At 41.7% G+C, this 16,889-nt stretch carries 9 protein-coding genes, 18 tRNA genes and 3 rRNA genes; 5 read left to right on the forward strand and 25 right to left on the reverse strand.

What is annotated here, in order from left to right; all coding sequences use genetic code 11:
• Positions 1–6 precede the first annotated feature (6 nt).
• The 21 genes from LC087_RS09545 to LC087_RS09645 form a co-directional block, all read right to left on the reverse strand.
• Positions 7–80: transfer RNA gene (locus LC087_RS09545), tRNA-Gly, on the reverse strand.
• Between the two features lie 9 nt (positions 81–89).
• Positions 90–165, reverse strand: a tRNA-His gene (locus tag LC087_RS09550).
• Positions 166–178: 13 nt separating this feature from the next.
• Positions 179–254 (reverse strand) — tRNA-Phe (locus LC087_RS09555).
• A gap of 22 nt (positions 255–276) precedes the next feature.
• Positions 277–352: transfer RNA gene (locus LC087_RS09560), tRNA-Asp, on the reverse strand.
• 14 nt (positions 353–366) lie between these two features.
• A tRNA-Met gene (locus LC087_RS09565) sits at positions 367–443 on the reverse strand.
• Between the two features lie 450 nt (positions 444–893).
• A tRNA-Ser gene (locus LC087_RS09570) sits at positions 894–986 on the reverse strand.
• A gap of 6 nt (positions 987–992) precedes the next feature.
• Positions 993–1,069, reverse strand: a tRNA-Ile gene (locus LC087_RS09575).
• 20 nt (positions 1,070–1,089) lie between these two features.
• Positions 1,090–1,166, reverse strand: a tRNA-Met gene (locus LC087_RS09580).
• Between the two features lie 30 nt (positions 1,167–1,196).
• Positions 1,197–1,272 (reverse strand) — tRNA-Ala (locus LC087_RS09585).
• Positions 1,273–1,293: 21 nt separating this feature from the next.
• Positions 1,294–1,370, reverse strand: a tRNA-Pro gene (locus LC087_RS09590).
• Positions 1,371–1,374: 4 nt separating this feature from the next.
• Positions 1,375–1,451, reverse strand: a tRNA-Arg gene (locus LC087_RS09595).
• Between the two features lie 4 nt (positions 1,452–1,455).
• Positions 1,456–1,544: transfer RNA gene (locus LC087_RS09600), tRNA-Leu, on the reverse strand.
• Between the two features lie 14 nt (positions 1,545–1,558).
• Positions 1,559–1,633, reverse strand: a tRNA-Gly gene (locus LC087_RS09605).
• Between the two features lie 9 nt (positions 1,634–1,642).
• A tRNA-Leu gene (locus LC087_RS09610) sits at positions 1,643–1,725 on the reverse strand.
• An 11-nt stretch (positions 1,726–1,736) separates the two neighbouring features.
• A tRNA-Lys gene (locus LC087_RS09615) sits at positions 1,737–1,811 on the reverse strand.
• Positions 1,812–1,822: 11 nt separating this feature from the next.
• A tRNA-Thr gene (locus LC087_RS09620) sits at positions 1,823–1,898 on the reverse strand.
• 211 nt (positions 1,899–2,109) lie between these two features.
• Positions 2,110–2,185, reverse strand: a tRNA-Val gene (locus LC087_RS09625).
• Positions 2,186–2,188: 3 nt separating this feature from the next.
• Positions 2,189–2,305 (reverse strand): 5S ribosomal RNA (gene rrf, locus LC087_RS09630).
• A 252-nt stretch (positions 2,306–2,557) separates the two neighbouring features.
• Positions 2,558–5,489, reverse strand: a 23S ribosomal RNA gene (locus tag LC087_RS09635).
• 331 nt (positions 5,490–5,820) lie between these two features.
• Positions 5,821–7,380 (reverse strand): 16S ribosomal RNA (locus tag LC087_RS09640).
• The 16S, 23S and 5S rRNA genes sit together here with 17 tRNA genes alongside, the layout of an rRNA operon.
• 705 nt (positions 7,381–8,085) lie before the next feature.
• A complete protein-coding gene (locus LC087_RS09645) occupies positions 8,086–8,964 on the reverse strand; it encodes an alpha/beta fold hydrolase (protein WP_226543346.1) in 879 nt (292 codons plus the stop codon).
• Positions 8,965–9,098: 134 nt separating this feature from the next.
• On the opposite strand from LC087_RS09645, the gene LC087_RS09650 reads away from it, so the two are divergent.
• The gene (locus LC087_RS09650) at positions 9,099–9,653 is read left to right on the forward strand and encodes a CBO0543 family protein (protein WP_226543344.1); all 555 of its coding nucleotides are present in this window, start codon (positions 9,099–9,101) and stop codon (positions 9,651–9,653) included.
• Here LC087_RS09650 and LC087_RS09655 read toward each other — a convergent pair whose 3' ends face one another.
• The gene (locus tag LC087_RS09655; protein ID WP_226543342.1) at positions 9,654–10,517 is read right to left on the reverse strand and encodes a DMT family transporter; all 864 of its coding nucleotides are present in this window, start codon (positions 10,515–10,517) and stop codon (positions 9,654–9,656) included.
• A gap of 273 nt (positions 10,518–10,790) precedes the next feature.
• Positions 10,791–11,312: a DIP1984 family protein gene (locus LC087_RS09660; RefSeq protein ID WP_226543341.1), complete on the reverse strand. Its 522-nt coding sequence runs from the start codon at positions 11,310–11,312 to the stop codon at positions 10,791–10,793.
• A 132-nt stretch (positions 11,313–11,444) separates the two neighbouring features.
• Between LC087_RS09660 and LC087_RS09665 the strand changes: the two genes are divergently transcribed.
• Both LC087_RS09665 and LC087_RS09670 read left to right on the forward strand, forming a co-directional pair.
• Positions 11,445–12,341, forward strand: a complete 897-nt coding sequence (locus LC087_RS09665) for a hypothetical protein (protein WP_226543340.1) — start codon at positions 11,445–11,447, stop codon at positions 12,339–12,341.
• Between the two features lie 168 nt (positions 12,342–12,509).
• Positions 12,510–13,022, forward strand: a complete 513-nt coding sequence (locus tag LC087_RS09670) for a hypothetical protein (RefSeq protein ID WP_226543339.1) — start codon at positions 12,510–12,512, stop codon at positions 13,020–13,022.
• Positions 13,023–13,483: 461 nt separating this feature from the next.
• On the opposite strand, the gene LC087_RS09675 is transcribed toward LC087_RS09670, so the two are convergent.
• A complete protein-coding gene (locus LC087_RS09675; protein WP_226543338.1) occupies positions 13,484–14,119 on the reverse strand; it encodes a pentapeptide repeat-containing protein in 636 nt (211 codons plus the stop codon).
• 150 nt (positions 14,120–14,269) lie between these two features.
• Between LC087_RS09675 and LC087_RS09680 the strand changes: the two genes are divergently transcribed.
• Positions 14,270–14,342 (forward strand) — tRNA-Ala (locus LC087_RS09680).
• Positions 14,343–15,019: 677 nt separating this feature from the next.
• On the opposite strand, the gene LC087_RS09685 is transcribed toward LC087_RS09680, so the two are convergent.
• The gene (locus LC087_RS09685) at positions 15,020–15,376 is read right to left on the reverse strand and encodes a YncE family protein (RefSeq protein WP_226543337.1); all 357 of its coding nucleotides are present in this window, start codon (positions 15,374–15,376) and stop codon (positions 15,020–15,022) included.
• Between the two features lie 203 nt (positions 15,377–15,579).
• Between LC087_RS09685 and LC087_RS09690 the strand changes: the two genes are divergently transcribed.
• A protein-coding gene (locus LC087_RS09690; RefSeq protein ID WP_306019527.1) for an IS3 family transposase occupies positions 15,580–16,733 on the forward strand; the annotation gives its coding sequence in 2 pieces (ribosomal slippage) (positions 15,580–15,823 and positions 15,823–16,733; 1,155 coding nt in all).
• Positions 16,734–16,889 lie beyond the last annotated feature (156 nt).

Here is a 16,889-nt window from a genome sequence, read left to right on the forward strand (position 1 = left end):
TATGTATGGAGCGGGTGATGGGAATCGAACCCACGACATCAGCTTGGAAGGCTGAGGTTTTACCACTAAACTACACCCGCAATTTTTTATGGGGCGATTGATGGGAATCGAACCCACGAGTGCCAGAGCCACAATCTGGTGCGTTAACCACTTCGCCACAACCGCCATAATTCTAAAATGGTGGCTCGGGACGGAATCGAACCGCCGACACATGGATTTTCAGTCCATTGCTCTACCAACTGAGCTACCGAGCCTATATAGTAATATTTGTTAAAATGGCGGTCCCGACGGGAATCGAACCCGCGATCTCCTGCGTGACAGGCAGGCATGTTAACCGCTACACCACGGGACCACTTTTTTTAGTTTTGGTTGCGGGGGCAGGATTTGAACCTGCGACCTTCGGGTTATGAGCCCGACGAGCTACCAGACTGCTCCACCCCGCGATAGTATTAGTTATTTAATTATTCTATGCTCTTAGTTAGCACAGACTGTCCCGATCTCAAATTGTCTATTCAAGATGCTGCTCGATCGGTACAACTCGCTGTGGATTCGACGATGCTTTTGCTCGTTGCTCCACCCCGCGATAGTATTAGTTATTTAATTATTCCATGCTCTTAGCTAGCATAGACTGTCCCGATCTCAAATTGTCTATTCAAGATGCTGCTCGATCGGTACAACTCGCTGTGGATTCGACGATGCTTTTGCTCGTTGCTCCACCCCGCGATAGTATTAGTTATTTAATTATTCCATGCTCTTAGCTAGCATAGACTGTCCCGATCTCAAATTGACTATTCAAGATGCTACTCGATCGGTACAACTCGTTGTGGATTCGACGATGCTCTTGCTCGTTGCTCCACACCACGATAATATCAACAGTTTCTTAAAAAATAATATGGCGGAGGAAGAGGGATTCGAACCCCCGCGGGCTTTGACACCCCTGTCGGTTTTCAAGACCGATCCCTTCAGCCGGACTTGGGTATTCCTCCAAATTATGGTGGACCCTGTAGGACTCGAACCTACGACCGTTCGGTTATGAGCCGAATGCTCTAACCAACTGAGCTAAGGGTCCACATTCACATAATTTATTATTGGTAGCGGCGGAGGGGATCGAACCCCCGACCTCACGGGTATGAACCGTACGCTCTAGCCAGCTGAGCTACACCGCCAAAATATATCATTTTCATAATCTAAATATTTGGTGGAGCCTAGCGGGATCGAACCGCTGACCTCCTGCGTGCAAGGCAGGCGCTCTCCCAGCTGAGCTAAGGCCCCTTGTTAAAACATAATCGATCGTGGTCGGGAAGACAGGATTCGAACCTGCGACCCCATGGTCCCAAACCATGTGCTCTACCAAGCTGAGCTACTTCCCGTAAATGGCGCGCCCGAGAGGAGTCGAACCCCTAACCTTTTGATCCGTAGTCAAACGCTCTATCCAATTGAGCTACGGGCGCTAAATGGTGCCGAGGGCCGGACTTGAACCGGCACGGTAGTCACCTACCGCAGGATTTTAAGTCCTGTGTGTCTGCCAATTCCACCACCCCGGCATGGGGAATGATCTTGGAGCGGAAGACGGAATTCGAACCCGCGACCCCCACCTTGGCAAGGTGGTGTTCTACCACTGAACTACTTCCGCGTATCTTAATGCGGGTGAAGGGAGTCGAACCCCCACGTCACAAGGACACTAGATCCTAAGTCTAGCGCGTCTGCCAGTTCCGCCACACCCGCGAAATTCAAAATGGTGAGCCATGAAGGACTCGAACCTTCGACCCTCTGATTAAAAGTCAGATGCTCTACCAACTGAGTAATGGCTCTAAAAAACTCGTGGTGCCGGCAAGAGGACTTGAACCCCCAACCTACTGATTACAAGTCAGTTGCTCTACCAATTGAGCTACACCGGCGTATAAAAAGTGAACTATTATTTGATTTTTCTTTCTTAAAACGTCATCCCGACTTCTATTAGTTTATTCAAGATGTTGTTCAGTCGGTATGCTGATGCTTATTCTATGAAGCCTATTCGGTCGTGCTCTACCAATTGAGCTACACCGGCGTATATACCCAGACCTTACGGTCTTTGTTTTAAATATTATTAGATAACAATTTCATTTTAAATGGTGGAGGATGACGGGATCGAACCGCCGACCCCTTGCTTGTAAGGCAAGTGCTCTCCCAGCTGAGCTAATCCTCCAATGCTTGGCAACGTCCTACTCTCACAGGGGGAGACCCCCCAACTACCATCGGCGCTAAAGAGCTTAACTTCCGTGTTCGGCATGGGAACGGGTGTGACCTCTTTGCTATCGTCACCAAACATAGGGTTTACGACTTTTAATAAACGGCACATTTTTTTGTCATCTTCTTTCGTCAACGTCGTCACGTACTGGAGTACGCTCCTCGGTTTCCTCAGTTGATTCCTGAAATTACTCGCCTCTCAAACCCCTTGTCCCATTTTAGAGGGACAAAATATATTATACTTATTTTTATGATAATATCAAGCGTTTTTTCAAAAGAAAATTCATTCTTTCAAAACTAAATAACGAAGGGTGACAAGAATCGCATGTGTGTGGTTAAGTCCTCGATCGATTAGTATTCGTCAGCTCCATGTGTCACCACACGTCCACCTCGAACCTATCAACCTGATCATCTTTCAGGGATCTTACTCTATTGCTAGATGGGAAATCTCATCTTGAGGGGGGCTTCATGCTTAGATGCTTTCAGCACTTATCCCTTCCGCACATAGCTACCCAGCGATGCCTTTGGCAAGACAACTGGTACACCAGCGGTGCGTCCATCCCGGTCCTCTCGTACTAAGGACAGCTCCTCTCAAATTTCCTGCGCCCACGACGGATAGGGACCGAACTGTCTACGACGTTCTGAACCCAGGCTCGCGTACCGCTTTAATGGGCGAACAGCCCAACCCTTGGGACCGACTACAGCCCCAGGATGCGATGAGCCGACATCGAGGTGCCAAACCTCCCCGTCGATGTGGACTCTTGGGGGAGATAAGCCTGTTATCCCCGGGGTAGCTTTTATCCGTTGAGCGATGGCCCTTCCATGCGGAACCACCGGATCACTAAGCCCGACTTTCGTCCCTGCTCGACTTGTAGGTCTCGCAGTCAAGCTCCCTTGTGCCTTTACACTCTACGAATGATTTCCAACCATTCTGAGGGAACCTTTGGGCGCCTCCGTTACTTTTTAGGAGGCGACCGCCCCAGTCAAACTGCCCACCTGACACTGTCTCCCACCCGGATGACGGGTGCGGGTTAGAAGGTCAATACAGCCAGGGTAGTATCCCAAAGACGCCTCCACCGAAGCTAGCGCTCCGGCTTCCAAGGCTCCTACCTATTCTGTACAAGCTGTACCAACATTCAATATCAGGCTACAGTAAAGCTCCACGGGGTCTTTCCGTCCTGTCGCGGGTAACCTGCATCTTCACAGGTACTATAATTTCACCGAGTCTCTCGTTGAGACAGTGCCCAGATCGTTGCGCCTTTCGTGCGGGTCGGAACTTACCCGACAAGGAATTTCGCTACCTTAGGACCGTTATAGTTACGGCCGCCGTTTACTGGGGCTTCGGTTCACACCTTCGCTTACGCTAAGCGCTCCCCTTAACCTTCCAGCACCGGGCAGGCGTCAGCCCCTATACTTCGCCTTACGGCTTCGCAGAGACCTGTGTTTTTGCTAAACAGTCGCCTGGGCCTTTTCACTGCGGCTCTCTCGGGCTTGCACCCTACCAGAGCACCCCTTCTCCCGAAGTTACGGGGTCATTTTGCCGAGTTCCTTAACGAGAGTTCTCTCGATCACCTTAGGATTCTCTCCTCGCCTACCTGTGTCGGTTTGCGGTACGGGCACCTCCCACCTCGTTAGAGAGCTTTTTTCTTGGCAGTGTGGAATCAGGAACTTCGGTACTCTATTTCCCTCGCCATCACAGCTCAGCCTTCATGATGAGCGGATTTGCCTACTCATCAGCCTACCTGCTTGGACGCGGCGATCCAGTGCCGCGCTTACCCTATCCTCCTGCGTCCCCCCATCACTCAAATGGTGGGGAGGTGGTACAGGAATATCAACCTGTTGTCCATCGCCTACGCCTTTCGGCCTCGGCTTAGGTCCCGACTAACCCTGAGCGGACGAGCCTTCCTCAGGAAACCTTAGGCATTCGGTGGAGGGATTCTCACCCCTCTTTCGCTACTCATACCGGCATTCTCACTTCTAAGCGCTCCACCAGTCCTTCCGGTCTGGCTTCACCGCCCTTAGAACGCTCTCCTACCACTGTTCCATACGGAACAGTCCGCGACTTCGGTGATACGTTTAGCCCCGGTACATTTTCGGCGCAGAGTCACTCGACCAGTGGTATTACGCACTCTTTAAATGGTGGCTGCTTCTAAGCCAACATCCTGGTTGTCTAAGCAACTCCACATCCTTTTCCACTTAACGTATACTTTGGGACCTTAGCTGGCGGTCTGGGCTGTTTCCCTCTTGACTACGGATCTTATCACTCGCAGTCTGACTCCCAAGAATAAGTTTCTGGCATTCGGAGTTTGACTGAATTCGGTAACCCGATGAGGGCCCCTAGTCCAATCAGTGCTCTACCTCCATAACTCTCATCTTGAGGCTAGCCCTAAAGCTATTTCGGAGAGAACCAGCTATCTCCAAGTTCGATTGGAATTTCTCCGCTACCCACACCTCATCCCCGCACTTTTCAACGTGCGTGGGTTCGGGCCTCCATTCAGTGTTACCTGAACTTCACCCTGGACATGGGTAGATCACCTGGTTTCGGGTCTACGACCCTATACTCTATTCGCCCTACTTAAGACTCGCTTTCGCTACGGCTCCGCCTTATCAGCTTAACCTTGCATAGGATCGTAACTCGCCGGTTCATTCTACAAAAGGCACGCCATCACCCGTTAACGGGCTCTGACTACTTGTAAGCACACGGTTTCAGGATCTCTTTCACTCCCCGCCAGGGGTGCTTTTCACCTTTCCCTCACGGTACTGGTTCACTATCGGTCACTAGGGAGTATTTAGCCTTGGGAGATGGTCCTCCCTGCTTCCGGCAGGATTCCTCGTGTCCCGCCGTACTCAGGATCCACTCTGGAGAGAATGAGATTTTGACTACAGGATTGTTACCTTCTCTGATGGGCCTTTCCAGACCTCTTCATCTATCTCATTCCTTTGTAACTCCGTATAGAGTGTCCTACAACCCCAAGAGGAAACCTCTTGGTTTGGGCTAATTCCGTTTCGCTCGCCGCTACTCAGGAAATCGCGTTTGCTTTCCTCTCCTCCGGGTACTTAGATGTTTCAGTTCCCCGGGTGTGCCTTCCATATCCTATGTATTCAGATATGGATCCTACTCCATTACGAGTAGGGGGTTTCCCCATTCGGATATCTCCGGATCAAAGCTTACTTACAGCTCCCCGAAGCGTTTCGGCGTTAGTCCCGTCCTTCATCGGCTCCTAGTGCCAAGGCATCCACCGTGCGCTCTTTCTAACTTAACCGTTAGAATCTATCTTTTTGACTTTTCAGTAGTTCAAAAACTCTTGAAAAAATGACGGTCGAATAACTTTGTTGTCTCGCTACTCCACTCCTCATGTACAGAGTACGTACACTGTGGTGCTCATAGCTTCGACGCCTCGTTCTTCTCGGCCCTTTTCCCCTTCGCTTTTTGAACAAGATCTTTCAGTCATAAATCACAATTTTGATGTCTTGTCATTTCGTTATTTAGTTTTCAAAGAACGAAGTCTTTCTGTTTGAGAGATGATCTCTCAAAACTAAACAAACCAAAAAGAGTCTTTACGTTTATGTCTCGAAAGAGACAGTTTTCCTTAGAAAGGAGGTGATCCAGCCGCACCTTCCGATACGGCTACCTTGTTACGACTTCACCCCAATCATCTGTCCCACCTTAGGCGGCTGGCTCCCTAAAAAGGGTTACCCTACCGACTTCGGGTGTTACAAACTCTCGTGGTGTGACGGGCGGTGTGTACAAGACCCGGGAACGTATTCACCGCGGCATGCTGATCCGCGATTACTAGCGATTCCGGCTTCATGTAGGCGAGTTGCAGCCTACAATCCGAACTGAGAATGGATTTTTGGGATTGGCTTCACTTTGCAGCTTCGCTGCCCTTTGTTCCATCCATTGTAGCACGTGTGTAGCCCAGGTCATAAGGGGCATGATGATTTGACGTCATCCCCACCTTCCTCCGGTTTGTCACCGGCAGTCACCTTAGAGTGCCCAACTGAATGCTGGCAACTAAGATCAAGGGTTGCGCTCGTTGCGGGACTTAACCCAACATCTCACGACACGAGTGACGACAACCATGCACCACCTGTCACTTCGTCCCCCGAAAGGGAACCTTCTATCTCTAGAAGTAGCGAAGGATGTCAAGACCTGGTAAGGTTCTTCGTGTTGCTTCGAATTAAACCACATGCTCCACCGCTTGTGCGGGTCCCCGTCAATTCCTTTGAGTTTCAGTCTTGCGACCGTACTCCCCAGGCGGAGTGCTTAATGCGTTTGCTGCAGCACTAAAGGGCGGAAACCCTCTAACACTTAGCACTCATCGTTTACGGCGTGGACTACCAGGGTATCTAATCCTGTTCGCTCCCCACGCTTTCGCGCCTCAGCGTCAGTTACAGACCAGAGAGTCGCCTTCGCCACTGGTGTTCCTCCACATCTCTACGCATTTCACCGCTACACGTGGAATTCCACTCTCCTCTTCTGCACTCAAGTTCCCCAGTTTCCAATGACCGCTCGCGGTTGAGCCGCGAGATTTCACATCAGACTTAAAGAACCGCCTGCGCGCGCTTTACGCCCAATAATTCCGGACAACGCTTGCCACCTACGTATTACCGCGGCTGCTGGCACGTAGTTAGCCGTGGCTTTCTGGTTAGGTACCGTCAAGGTACCGCCCTATTCGAACGATACTTGTTCTTCCCTAACAACAGAGCCTTTACGATCCGAAAACCTTCTTCACTCACGCGGCGTTGCTCCGTCAGACTTTCGTCCATTGCGGAAGATTCCCTACTGTCGCCTCCCGTAGGAGTCTGGGCCGTGTCTCAGTCCCAGTGTGGCCGATCACCCTCTCAGGTCGGCTACGCATCGTCGCCTTGGTGAGCCGTTACCTCACCAACTAGCTAATGCGCCGCGGGCCCATCTGTAAGCGATAGCTAAAAGCCACCTTTCAACTTTAGACTAGGTAGTCTTAAGGTTCATCCGGTATTAGCCCCGGTTTCCCGGAGTTATCCCCGTCTTACAGGCAGGTTGCCCACGTGTTACTCACCCGTTCGCCGCTAACACTATGAAAAGCAAGCTTTTCATAGTGTTCGCTCGACTTGCATGTATTAGGCACGCCGCCAGCGTTCGTCCTGAGCCAGGATCAAACTCTCCGATAAAATGGTGTCAGATTTAATCTGATCATTTTATGAGTTTGCTAACTCATTGTTGTTTCAAAAAAATTGACGCTTTTGGTTTGTTTAGTTTTCAAAGGTCATCAACAAGAACAGCTTTTTAATGATACTAAAATCAAAAGAGAAAGTCAATGTTCTTTTTTATTTTTTTCTTCTTGTTGTCTTAGCGACGAAAATAAATATATCATGATCAAAAATAATAATCAATAGTTTTTTTAGAAAAAACACAATAAAGTCTTCAGTTAATTTCATTTTTTTCTATTCTATAAAATTTAGGTGCGTGTTTAAAAATATGGAAAAATAATGCTGGATAGAAAAACTTAAACCCTTTCTAACTACATCATCTAATAAAAGAGAAACATCAACTATGTACATCCAATATATATAAACTTTAGACGTCTTCGATGAAAGAGTTGAAGCTAAACAAGAACAAGACTGTCTACTTATAGGGGTGTCAACTAAGAGCACCCTAAATCTGTGAATAACGAAGACCCAATTTCCTGTAGGCGTCTCCCAACGAAGTGCAATAGAAAACATTAAAAACCACAACTCAATAAAAAAAGTTTACATATCTAATCATGTTGAAAATACTTCCATTAAAAGAATTCAGCTATCAAAGACCTCCAACAATCATCATAGCTAAAATCCAAACTTACTGAACATTGACTGTTACGTTAGTTCAATTGTGTATTAGTAATAAGAATCCAAAAAGTCCGTAATATCGTTATTTATTTTTAACAATCCTTCATTGGAAGGAAAGTGTCCCATATCGATTGTTCTGAATGTTATTAAATTAGGAATTATATCTTTCACTATATCACTTAAACGTTCAACTGGAAAAAAGATATCATTCACTCCAGTAATCACTAAAGTAGGAGAATAATAGTGAAGCAAATCCTTCTTTTCTGTTAACTTAGGCATGTCCTGTTCTAGTTTCACATATTTAAAGATATCCCCTATTATTTGCTGGTCTAAATCTCCCATGTCACCATCTGACATTGCAGTTGTTATTTTTTTCAGTTGCTTCTGGGATGATGTGATTCTATATAAAAAGAGTGGGATTAAAATATTCATTACCATTTTGGTTTTCAATCCTAGTGAAATTCCCGCTGGGGCAACTAAGGCAGAACAACTTATTCTTTCCGGATGATATGTAGCAAGTCTTAGAACGATACCAGCACCGTAGGAGGGACCAATAAAAGCACTATTTGCTATCTTAAGGGAATCCATCAGTTGAATGATCCATTTAGCAAAACAATCACCCTTTGCAGAAATTCGTTTTTCCTCACTAAACCCCGGATGACCTATTGTATCAGGTGCATAAATTCTATACTGATTAAGTAAGGGAGTAAACCACGACAAAGTCATCGGATAAATACAATTACCACCTTGCAATATAAATAAAGGCTTAGCATCTTGAGGACCTGTGACTAACACATGGGTTTTACCAGCGTCAGTAAGAATAAACCTACGTTCAAACACCACAGGAAGAACATTTAAATAAGTTTCATAATATCGTTGAATCCTTCTTTTTCCTTCAATACTCCTATAAATCGACCTACTAACCATCCATATCCTCCACCCTAGCTTTACTACTTTTCTTAATTATTTATTCAAGAAAACATACGATAACCCTCTACAGAATAATTGTCCATCTCATAGGGGAATATAACGAAACATAGTCACATTAAATAGGTGAGAGAATGAACAAGCGTACAATTGAAGAATACAATAAAATATACGTCCAAAACCAAGAAACCATTAAGTCTTACGTTGACTATTGGAAGGAAAATGTTTTGTTTCAATGGGAATGGTGGTTACTTGTGGCTTTCTTAGTCGTACCTTGGCTATTATTTCTTCGTTATAAAAACAAAGAACGACTCCCAGAGATTTTAATTTTTGGTCTACTCTGGATAAATACCTCTATTCTTTTAGATGGGCTCGGTTATAACTTCGGAGCATGGGGATATCCAGTTCAAATCATTCCCTATCTTCAGAAAGCACTACCATATGACTTAGCCATCATACCTGTTACTTTTATGTTTATGTATCAGCTCTTCCCAAAAGGGTTAGCGTTTTATGTTGCCAATCTAATCTGTTCATTCGGTGCTTCTTACATTGCTGAACCTCTTAGTGAGTGGGTTCATCTTTACGAAATAAACGATTGGGAATACATTTATTCTTTTATTATCTATTTTATCTTAAATACTCTTTTTCGTTTACTGACTTTAAAAATCACAACTTTCCATAGGGAATAATCACCTTTTTAATACAAACAAACTAATCCCTAAAATAATGACACTTCCACCTATTATTTGCGTTAATGTCACTTGTTCTCTTAACAACCAATAAGCCAACAGAATAGCTCCAACTGGTTCAAACAGAATGGCGATGGAAATTATATTCGTGCTCACCCATTTCAATAACAAGTTAAAAAGAGAGTGTCCAAGTAATGTTGGAAAGATAGCCAACAAGAGAAATAAAGTCCATTCATTCATATCATATCCTATCAAAGGGTATTGAATTACCAGGCAATAAAGAAAGAGTGTGATGGAACTAAAAGAATAAACAGTAAACGTATACGTGGTGATAGATACCCGTTCTCGAACAGATTGACCAACTAGCAAATATCCTGTGATAAACGCACAAGCCAAAAGGGCCAATAAATCTCCAAATAAAGCAAGCCCATTAATACTAAAATCACCCCAGCTGATGATCACACTTCCGATAATCGCTACACAGGCACTTAAAAGACCTGTATAGCTGATTTTTTCTTTAAATAATAAATATGTACCGATAAAAGAGAAAATCGGCTGCAAGGTCACAAGTACGACAGAACTCGCTACAGAAGTGTATTCAAGTGAATGGAACCATAAAATAAAATGGAAAGCTAAAAGAACACCAGCTATAGCCGAGAACAACCATTCACGTCGAGTTAGGTTTTTTATTTCTTTTCGGCTTTTCCAAACAAAATATGGACATATTAAAAGGGCGGCTAAAAAAAGACGATAGAAGGCAAGCACAGGTGCGGGTGAGGTAGAAAGCTTAACTAAAATGGCAGAAGTAGAAACAGACATAACAGCCCCAATTAAAATAAAAGTTATACTTAGTTTATTCATCATTTAGACCTCTATATCTTTATCAGTTTCGTTAAATTATTAATTAAGCAGAGAACGGAGCGCTAAATTACATCATTTACTATAAAACGTCCGTTAAACGTAAAGGTAGTGATTTGTTAACAGTCAATTGTTATCCGTTTTCAACTAACCTAACTTTTTAAGACTAATTGTTACGTACAATTAAAACGGTGCTCACACTTCTCTGCTACTGGTTTCACCCAGCTTTAAAAATATATACAATTAATACTCTTAAAGCTAGGAAAAATCTAGCCTCTTTTAGTAATCTAAATATCTTGTTGCGCTTTTAAACTCAAACTCTACTTGATGATTTTTCGCTTCAATATCTTGAGACAGTCTGTTGACTTGTCGTTCTAATTTCAATGCTTTTTTTCGATACTCTTCAGGATCATATAAGGTATGGATCATAACCTTCTCCTCATGATGCCAATTCGAAGATAACGTTTGTTTCTTCCTTTTTCCGTATTCCTTAAACACATTTACCTCTTCACGTAATTGTTTAGCTAGTTCGATTGCTTCTGTAATAGAAATCTCCTTATCGTCCCAGAAAACCTTAGCTTGCAAATTCATTTCCGCCATTGAAGTATCTAACCGTCTAAAGTCTTTTCGGGATCTTTCGATTTCAATCGTGACATCATCCACTGATCGTACAGGCTTTTCATATTTTTCTCCAACAATTGTTTCTACTGTCGAAACGGAATCTCTTTCCTCTAGTAAATCAGCAATATATCTTGAAATAATGCTTCTTAAAGGAACCGCTTGTGCTAAAGTAATTTTCAAGTAGAACAACTCCCTTACACTTAATAAGATGAAATATATTTTAGCACATCATCTAAAAAAATCCTCTATAAAACTCTCTTAAAGGTTCTTTCTATTTCATCTTGAATTTATATTCGAACAGGAGGGATTGATATGACCATTACATTATCCGGTGTTCAATTTAATCATGCTGAAAACTATATATTAGAAAAATCAAGACCTTTAGAAAGCGCGTTATATTTATACGATTTTAAAGATGGAAATAAGGAAGAAGTCTTAAAAGAACTAAAGTTTTTTCAAAACGAAGATGGTGGCTTTGGAAATGGGTTAGAACCTGATTTTAGATGCAAGCATTCATCTGCCCTTTCTACTTCTATTGCTTTGAATATTTTATTAAATATAGGTACTGATCATCACAATCAACAAGTAAAAGAAGCTATAAATTACTTGTTAGGAACTTATGATAAGAACAAAAAAGGTTGGGCAATCGCTCCAGATGAAGTAACATCAGCTCCACATGCGATTTGGTGGAGTATGCCTGACCAGTTTGCATGGGGAAACCAAACAGCTAAAATTATTGGTTCGTTATTTTCATATAATCAACTTGTGGATAGAACCTTTTTAAAAAAATTAATTGAAGAAGCAATAAGTTATCTACATGCTCAATCAAAAATGAATCAGCATGAGTTTCTTAGCTTTTTACGTTTAGCTGAAAAATTATCTAAAAAAGAAGCAGAACATATATATTCCAAATTACTTCAATTATCAACCGAAACTGTTACAACAGACATTGCTAAATGGAGTACATATTGTCTTCAACCACATCAAATCGTTCGCACAACACAATCTCCTTTTTATGAGACTTACAAAGACATTTTATTCGACAATCTGTCTTATTTAGCGGAGACACAAACAAAAGAAGGATATTGGCAGCCTACATGGCATTGGGGACAATACGAAGATGTTTGGCCAATCGCCGAAAGAGAGTGGAGAGGTAAACTAACCTTAGATAATCTCATCACATTACGAATGTTTGAATGGATCGATTGAGTATATAGTAACATTATAGATAAGTATAATATTCCTATTCCAATCCCCTAACTGGTAATATATACTTTTAATTCAGATAATGGTTATCTTTTCATTTTGTATTCAGTTCGAAGAGTACATAAAGATGTAATCATTTCTTATAAAAAAAAATAAAAAAGGAATGTTTTGATGCGAACAAAAATAATACTTTTTTCTATTGTTTTAACATTAATAACAGGATGTAGTCTTTTTGCATCTGAAGAGCAAGAAGAAATTATTGATTTTGTTAACAATGATATTCAAAAAATTGCTACATATGAAGCTGAGGCACAACAAGCACTAGATACTGTTATTGGAGAAAACTATACGAATGATGCAAAAATGTATGAAGTACTAACTGAAACCGTTATCCCTACTTATCAAAAGGCGGTAGACGAAGCTAATCAGCTTAATTCTGACTTGGATGTATTAAAGAATTTAATTTCTAAAATCAAAGAAGGATCAAATGTCTATTTAGAGGGAGTTATGTTACTAAAAGAAGGAATAGAAAAACAAGATCCTGAACTAATAAATCAAGCCAATGACAAATTAGAGAAATATACACAACTATCTACAGAATACCAAGAACAAGTAGAACAGATAGCAGAAGAATATAACCTTGAATATGAAGATGAATCTATTAAGAATGAAACAACTCAATAAATATAAGAAACCTTTCATTAAAGAATAACCTACTAGAGGTTGTTCAAAAAGTCATAAAAAATTGCTGTCGAATAACTTTGTTGGTTTGCTTTTCCAACACTCCGACGCCAGGATTGGCTAGCACGGGTGTTGTCCCTAGGATGGCGATGCAGACGATGTGCTAGCGTCAACGTTCCTCCTTTAGCTCGTGATCCTTCTGTACGTATACGTACACCCCGAGTGCTTCGATGCCCAGGACGGGCTAGCGCGGGCGTTGCTCTCGAGACGTGGTTAAAATTAGCCCGCGTTCCTTTAGCAGACCGCCTCGTTCTTCTCGGCTCTTTTTCCCCTACTTTTTGAACACGCACTATTAATATTTAAAGGATTTGGAATTGAAGAAGATTCAATTTAATTAATTGTTCAATTGTGTTATAGGGAATACCTTCGAACGACGAAAGTATTCCCCTTTTTAAATCTTCCTTTTATTGCTCCTTTATAACCAGTCCAATTGCTTTCGCAAAACCAAGTGCTTGTTCAGGTGAGACGATACACCCTTCAAGCTTTTCCATTGATACAGTGAGGTTCTCAAACTGACAAGAACTTAAATCGAGTTTCTTCATCGTCACCTCAGCAAAATTAGCTTTATTCACATTACATCCATCATAGAAAACATTCAGAAACTTTGATTCATAAAAATCCGTTTGAACAAGTGAACATTGTTCAAATCTAATTTGCTTTAAATCTGAAAAACTAAACGAAGCTAGATTAGCCATGCAATTGAAGAACTTTACATTTCTTAAAGCCGCTCCTGACAGATTAATCCCCATGATTTTCGAGTCAATTATTTCCACGCGATGAATGATAGCATCACTTAAATCTAGGTTAGATAAATCACATTTAATAAACTTTACATCTGTCAACTCACTAAATCTCAATGAAACATTGTGAAATGATACATTTTCAAATACCGTTTTATCTAAATAGAGTTTTTCACTCTCATGGTTAGCAATCTCCTGGTCAGTAAGAATTACACCATTCATTTCTTGATCAACTATTGAATCAATACGATCTAAATGTGCAGGGATTTTCGGTGGAGTCGGTTGAGTTGTTTTTCCCATAAACATGAGTCTCCTTTTCATTTATACAAACTAAATTCTATTTAATCATTTTAAACCCTCTTTGAGTTAAATAGATAATTTCACAAACAATTAAATAGTAGTTGCACATGACAAAAAATGATGGTAAAATTTTTCGTGACGGATTATTTAGGGGCATTAGCTCAGCTGGGAGAGCGCTACACTGGCAGTGTAGAGGTCAGCGGTTCGAACCCGCTATGCTCCATATATAAAGAACACATTTAACCCCTAGTTTATAGGGGTTTTTCTTATGTAACAGTTTTCTAGTAAATGAGTAGTACAGGGCGATTGGGGACGAATTGGGGACACTTTTATTAATAAGGTATTTTATTAAGGCTCTTCGCCATTTAGAATGATCATATAGTATTTTCAAAGGCGGACAAGGGAGTGAGTTCAATTGATCGCTCAGTATTCTCCACCTGTTACAAGTTGAAAAAACCAGCTCTGTAAGGAAGAATACACCTTTTTATTAATTGAGTTGATTTCAGATGTTTAGATTTAAGCACTTACTTTACACTGTAAGTAGCGAAGAAGCTATTTTAAAGAGGTTTTTAGTACCCCTCTTCCCTTTTATAGGGGTTATTCAATATTACTAAAAATATAAACCACAAAACTTATTGTAATGGATCATTTTTTTCTTGTGATTTTTGTATAAGAGAAGGTAACCCTTAGAGCCACAATGGATATAGCGATTTTAGTTTTTTAAATGGTTTCTGTATATAACCCTTAAACAACAAAAGTTGCACTAAACGACTCCGCACTAAAGTACGGAGGTTTCTCGTAGGCGGACTGAACCGCCTACGAGTTTTATCGGCTAAAGCCGACTAAAAGAAATGCTATGGTTTTATACCACACCTCCTGCTACGCAAGTGCTTCCGCAAGCTAAAGCATCGTATTTAAAATAGAGTTGGTTGTTGCATCAATCTCAACAACGTTATTATCATCTGCCACGTATACCCTCTGAGTTAGTTCGTTAACCGCTATGCTATATGGGTCAAAGAAGCCCGTTATCGTGTCGACAAAAAGATTCGTATCCGCATCAAGGACACCTACTATATTATTGAATCTATCAACAAAGTAAACCGTATTTAATAGATTGTTTGCCGCAACTCCATTGAACGTTCCTGATAGTGTAGTTGTAACCATATTTGTCAGTAGATCAATTACATTTGTAAAAATACCTAATACTAGAATTGAATCCACAACGTATAATTGCTGGGTATTAAGACTGATTGCCATATTTTGAACATCAGTAAGGTCTGAAGAGAGGGTGACCATGTCAATTATTTCATTTGTCGTACCATCAATGACAGTTAATTAATCTAATCTTTCATAACCGACATATAATAATTAACAAGGGATAGTAGTATAGTTTCATGGACACACCTGAGTTAAGTTTTCTAATTCTTGACTATAATAAAAAACGAAAGGATGTGTCCTTGATGGGTAACCAAGGTGTTAGTAAAAAATTCAATGAAGACTTCAAAAAAACGGTGGTTAATCTTTATCATTCTGGCAACTCAGTAAGCAATCTAAGTAGCGAATATGGCGTGTCTGAAGTGACGATTTATAAATGGATTAAACGATTCTCTCCAATCAATTTAGAACATGGTTCGACCGTTACAACGGACGATTTAATCCAATTAAAAAAACAAATGCGCCGCCTTCAGGAGGAGAATGAAATATTAAAAAAGGCTATGGCCATATTCGCGAAAAAGTAAGTAAAACTGAGTTAACCGCTACGATTGAAAAGTATAAAGATCAACACCCTATACAAGCACTGTGTGAAGTCCTAGATATTCCAAGAAGTACGTATTATCAATCACTACATGAATCAGAGTCTAATCGTGATCGTGAGAACAAGGAACTAACCAAAGAAATGATGGAAATTCATATAGATAGTAAAAAACGGTACGGAGCACCCAAAATTCATATGGAACTCGAAAAAAAAGGATTTTTCGTGAGTCTAAAAAGAGTTCAAAGGCTAATGAAAAAAGCTGGAATCCGCTCCATTATACAAAGGAAATATCATCCTTATACTAGTCAGCACCAAGTAACAGAACAAGAAAACTTATTAAACCGAGACTTTACCACCACAACGATTAATGAAAAATGGGTGGGAGATATTACGTATATCCATACGATTAAAGATGGTTGGTGCTACTTAGCTTCAGTGATGGATTTACATTCTAAGAAAATCATAGGTTATTCCTTTTCAAAAACGATGACGACAGACCTAGTGACAAAAGCACTGGATCATGCGTATGAAACGCAATTTCCTAAAAAGGAGCTCATCTTTCATTCGGATTTAGGCTCTCAATATACAAGTGAAGAATTTGCAGAATCCATCCGTTCCAAGGGGATCAAACATTCATTTAGCCGAAAAGGTTGCCCATATGATCATGCTTGTATTGAATCGTTTCACGCTATTTTGAAAAAAGAAGAAGTCCATCAAGTTAAATACCTAAACTATCAATCGGCTAACATGGCTTTATTTCAATATATTGAAGGCTGGTACAACCGGAAAAGAATCCATGGAGGTATTGGGTATCGAACTCCAAAAGAAGTAGAAGACAGCATTCGGGCATGCGCATAGCGACTCTCTAACATGTGTGAATCAAGCTTTATAGGGAGTAGCGGGCATGATAGCCTCCTTTGGCGATGCCGATGTCGGAGCATCTGGTTTCTCGGCAACAGAATCATGCCCGCGGAGGGACCCTGTCAAGCGTCAAATTAAAACAAGTTTTCTTCG

Source organism: Bacillus carboniphilus, from assembly GCF_020524035.2.
Classification (GTDB): Bacteria; Bacillota; Bacilli; order Bacillales; family JAIVKR01; genus Bacillus_CC.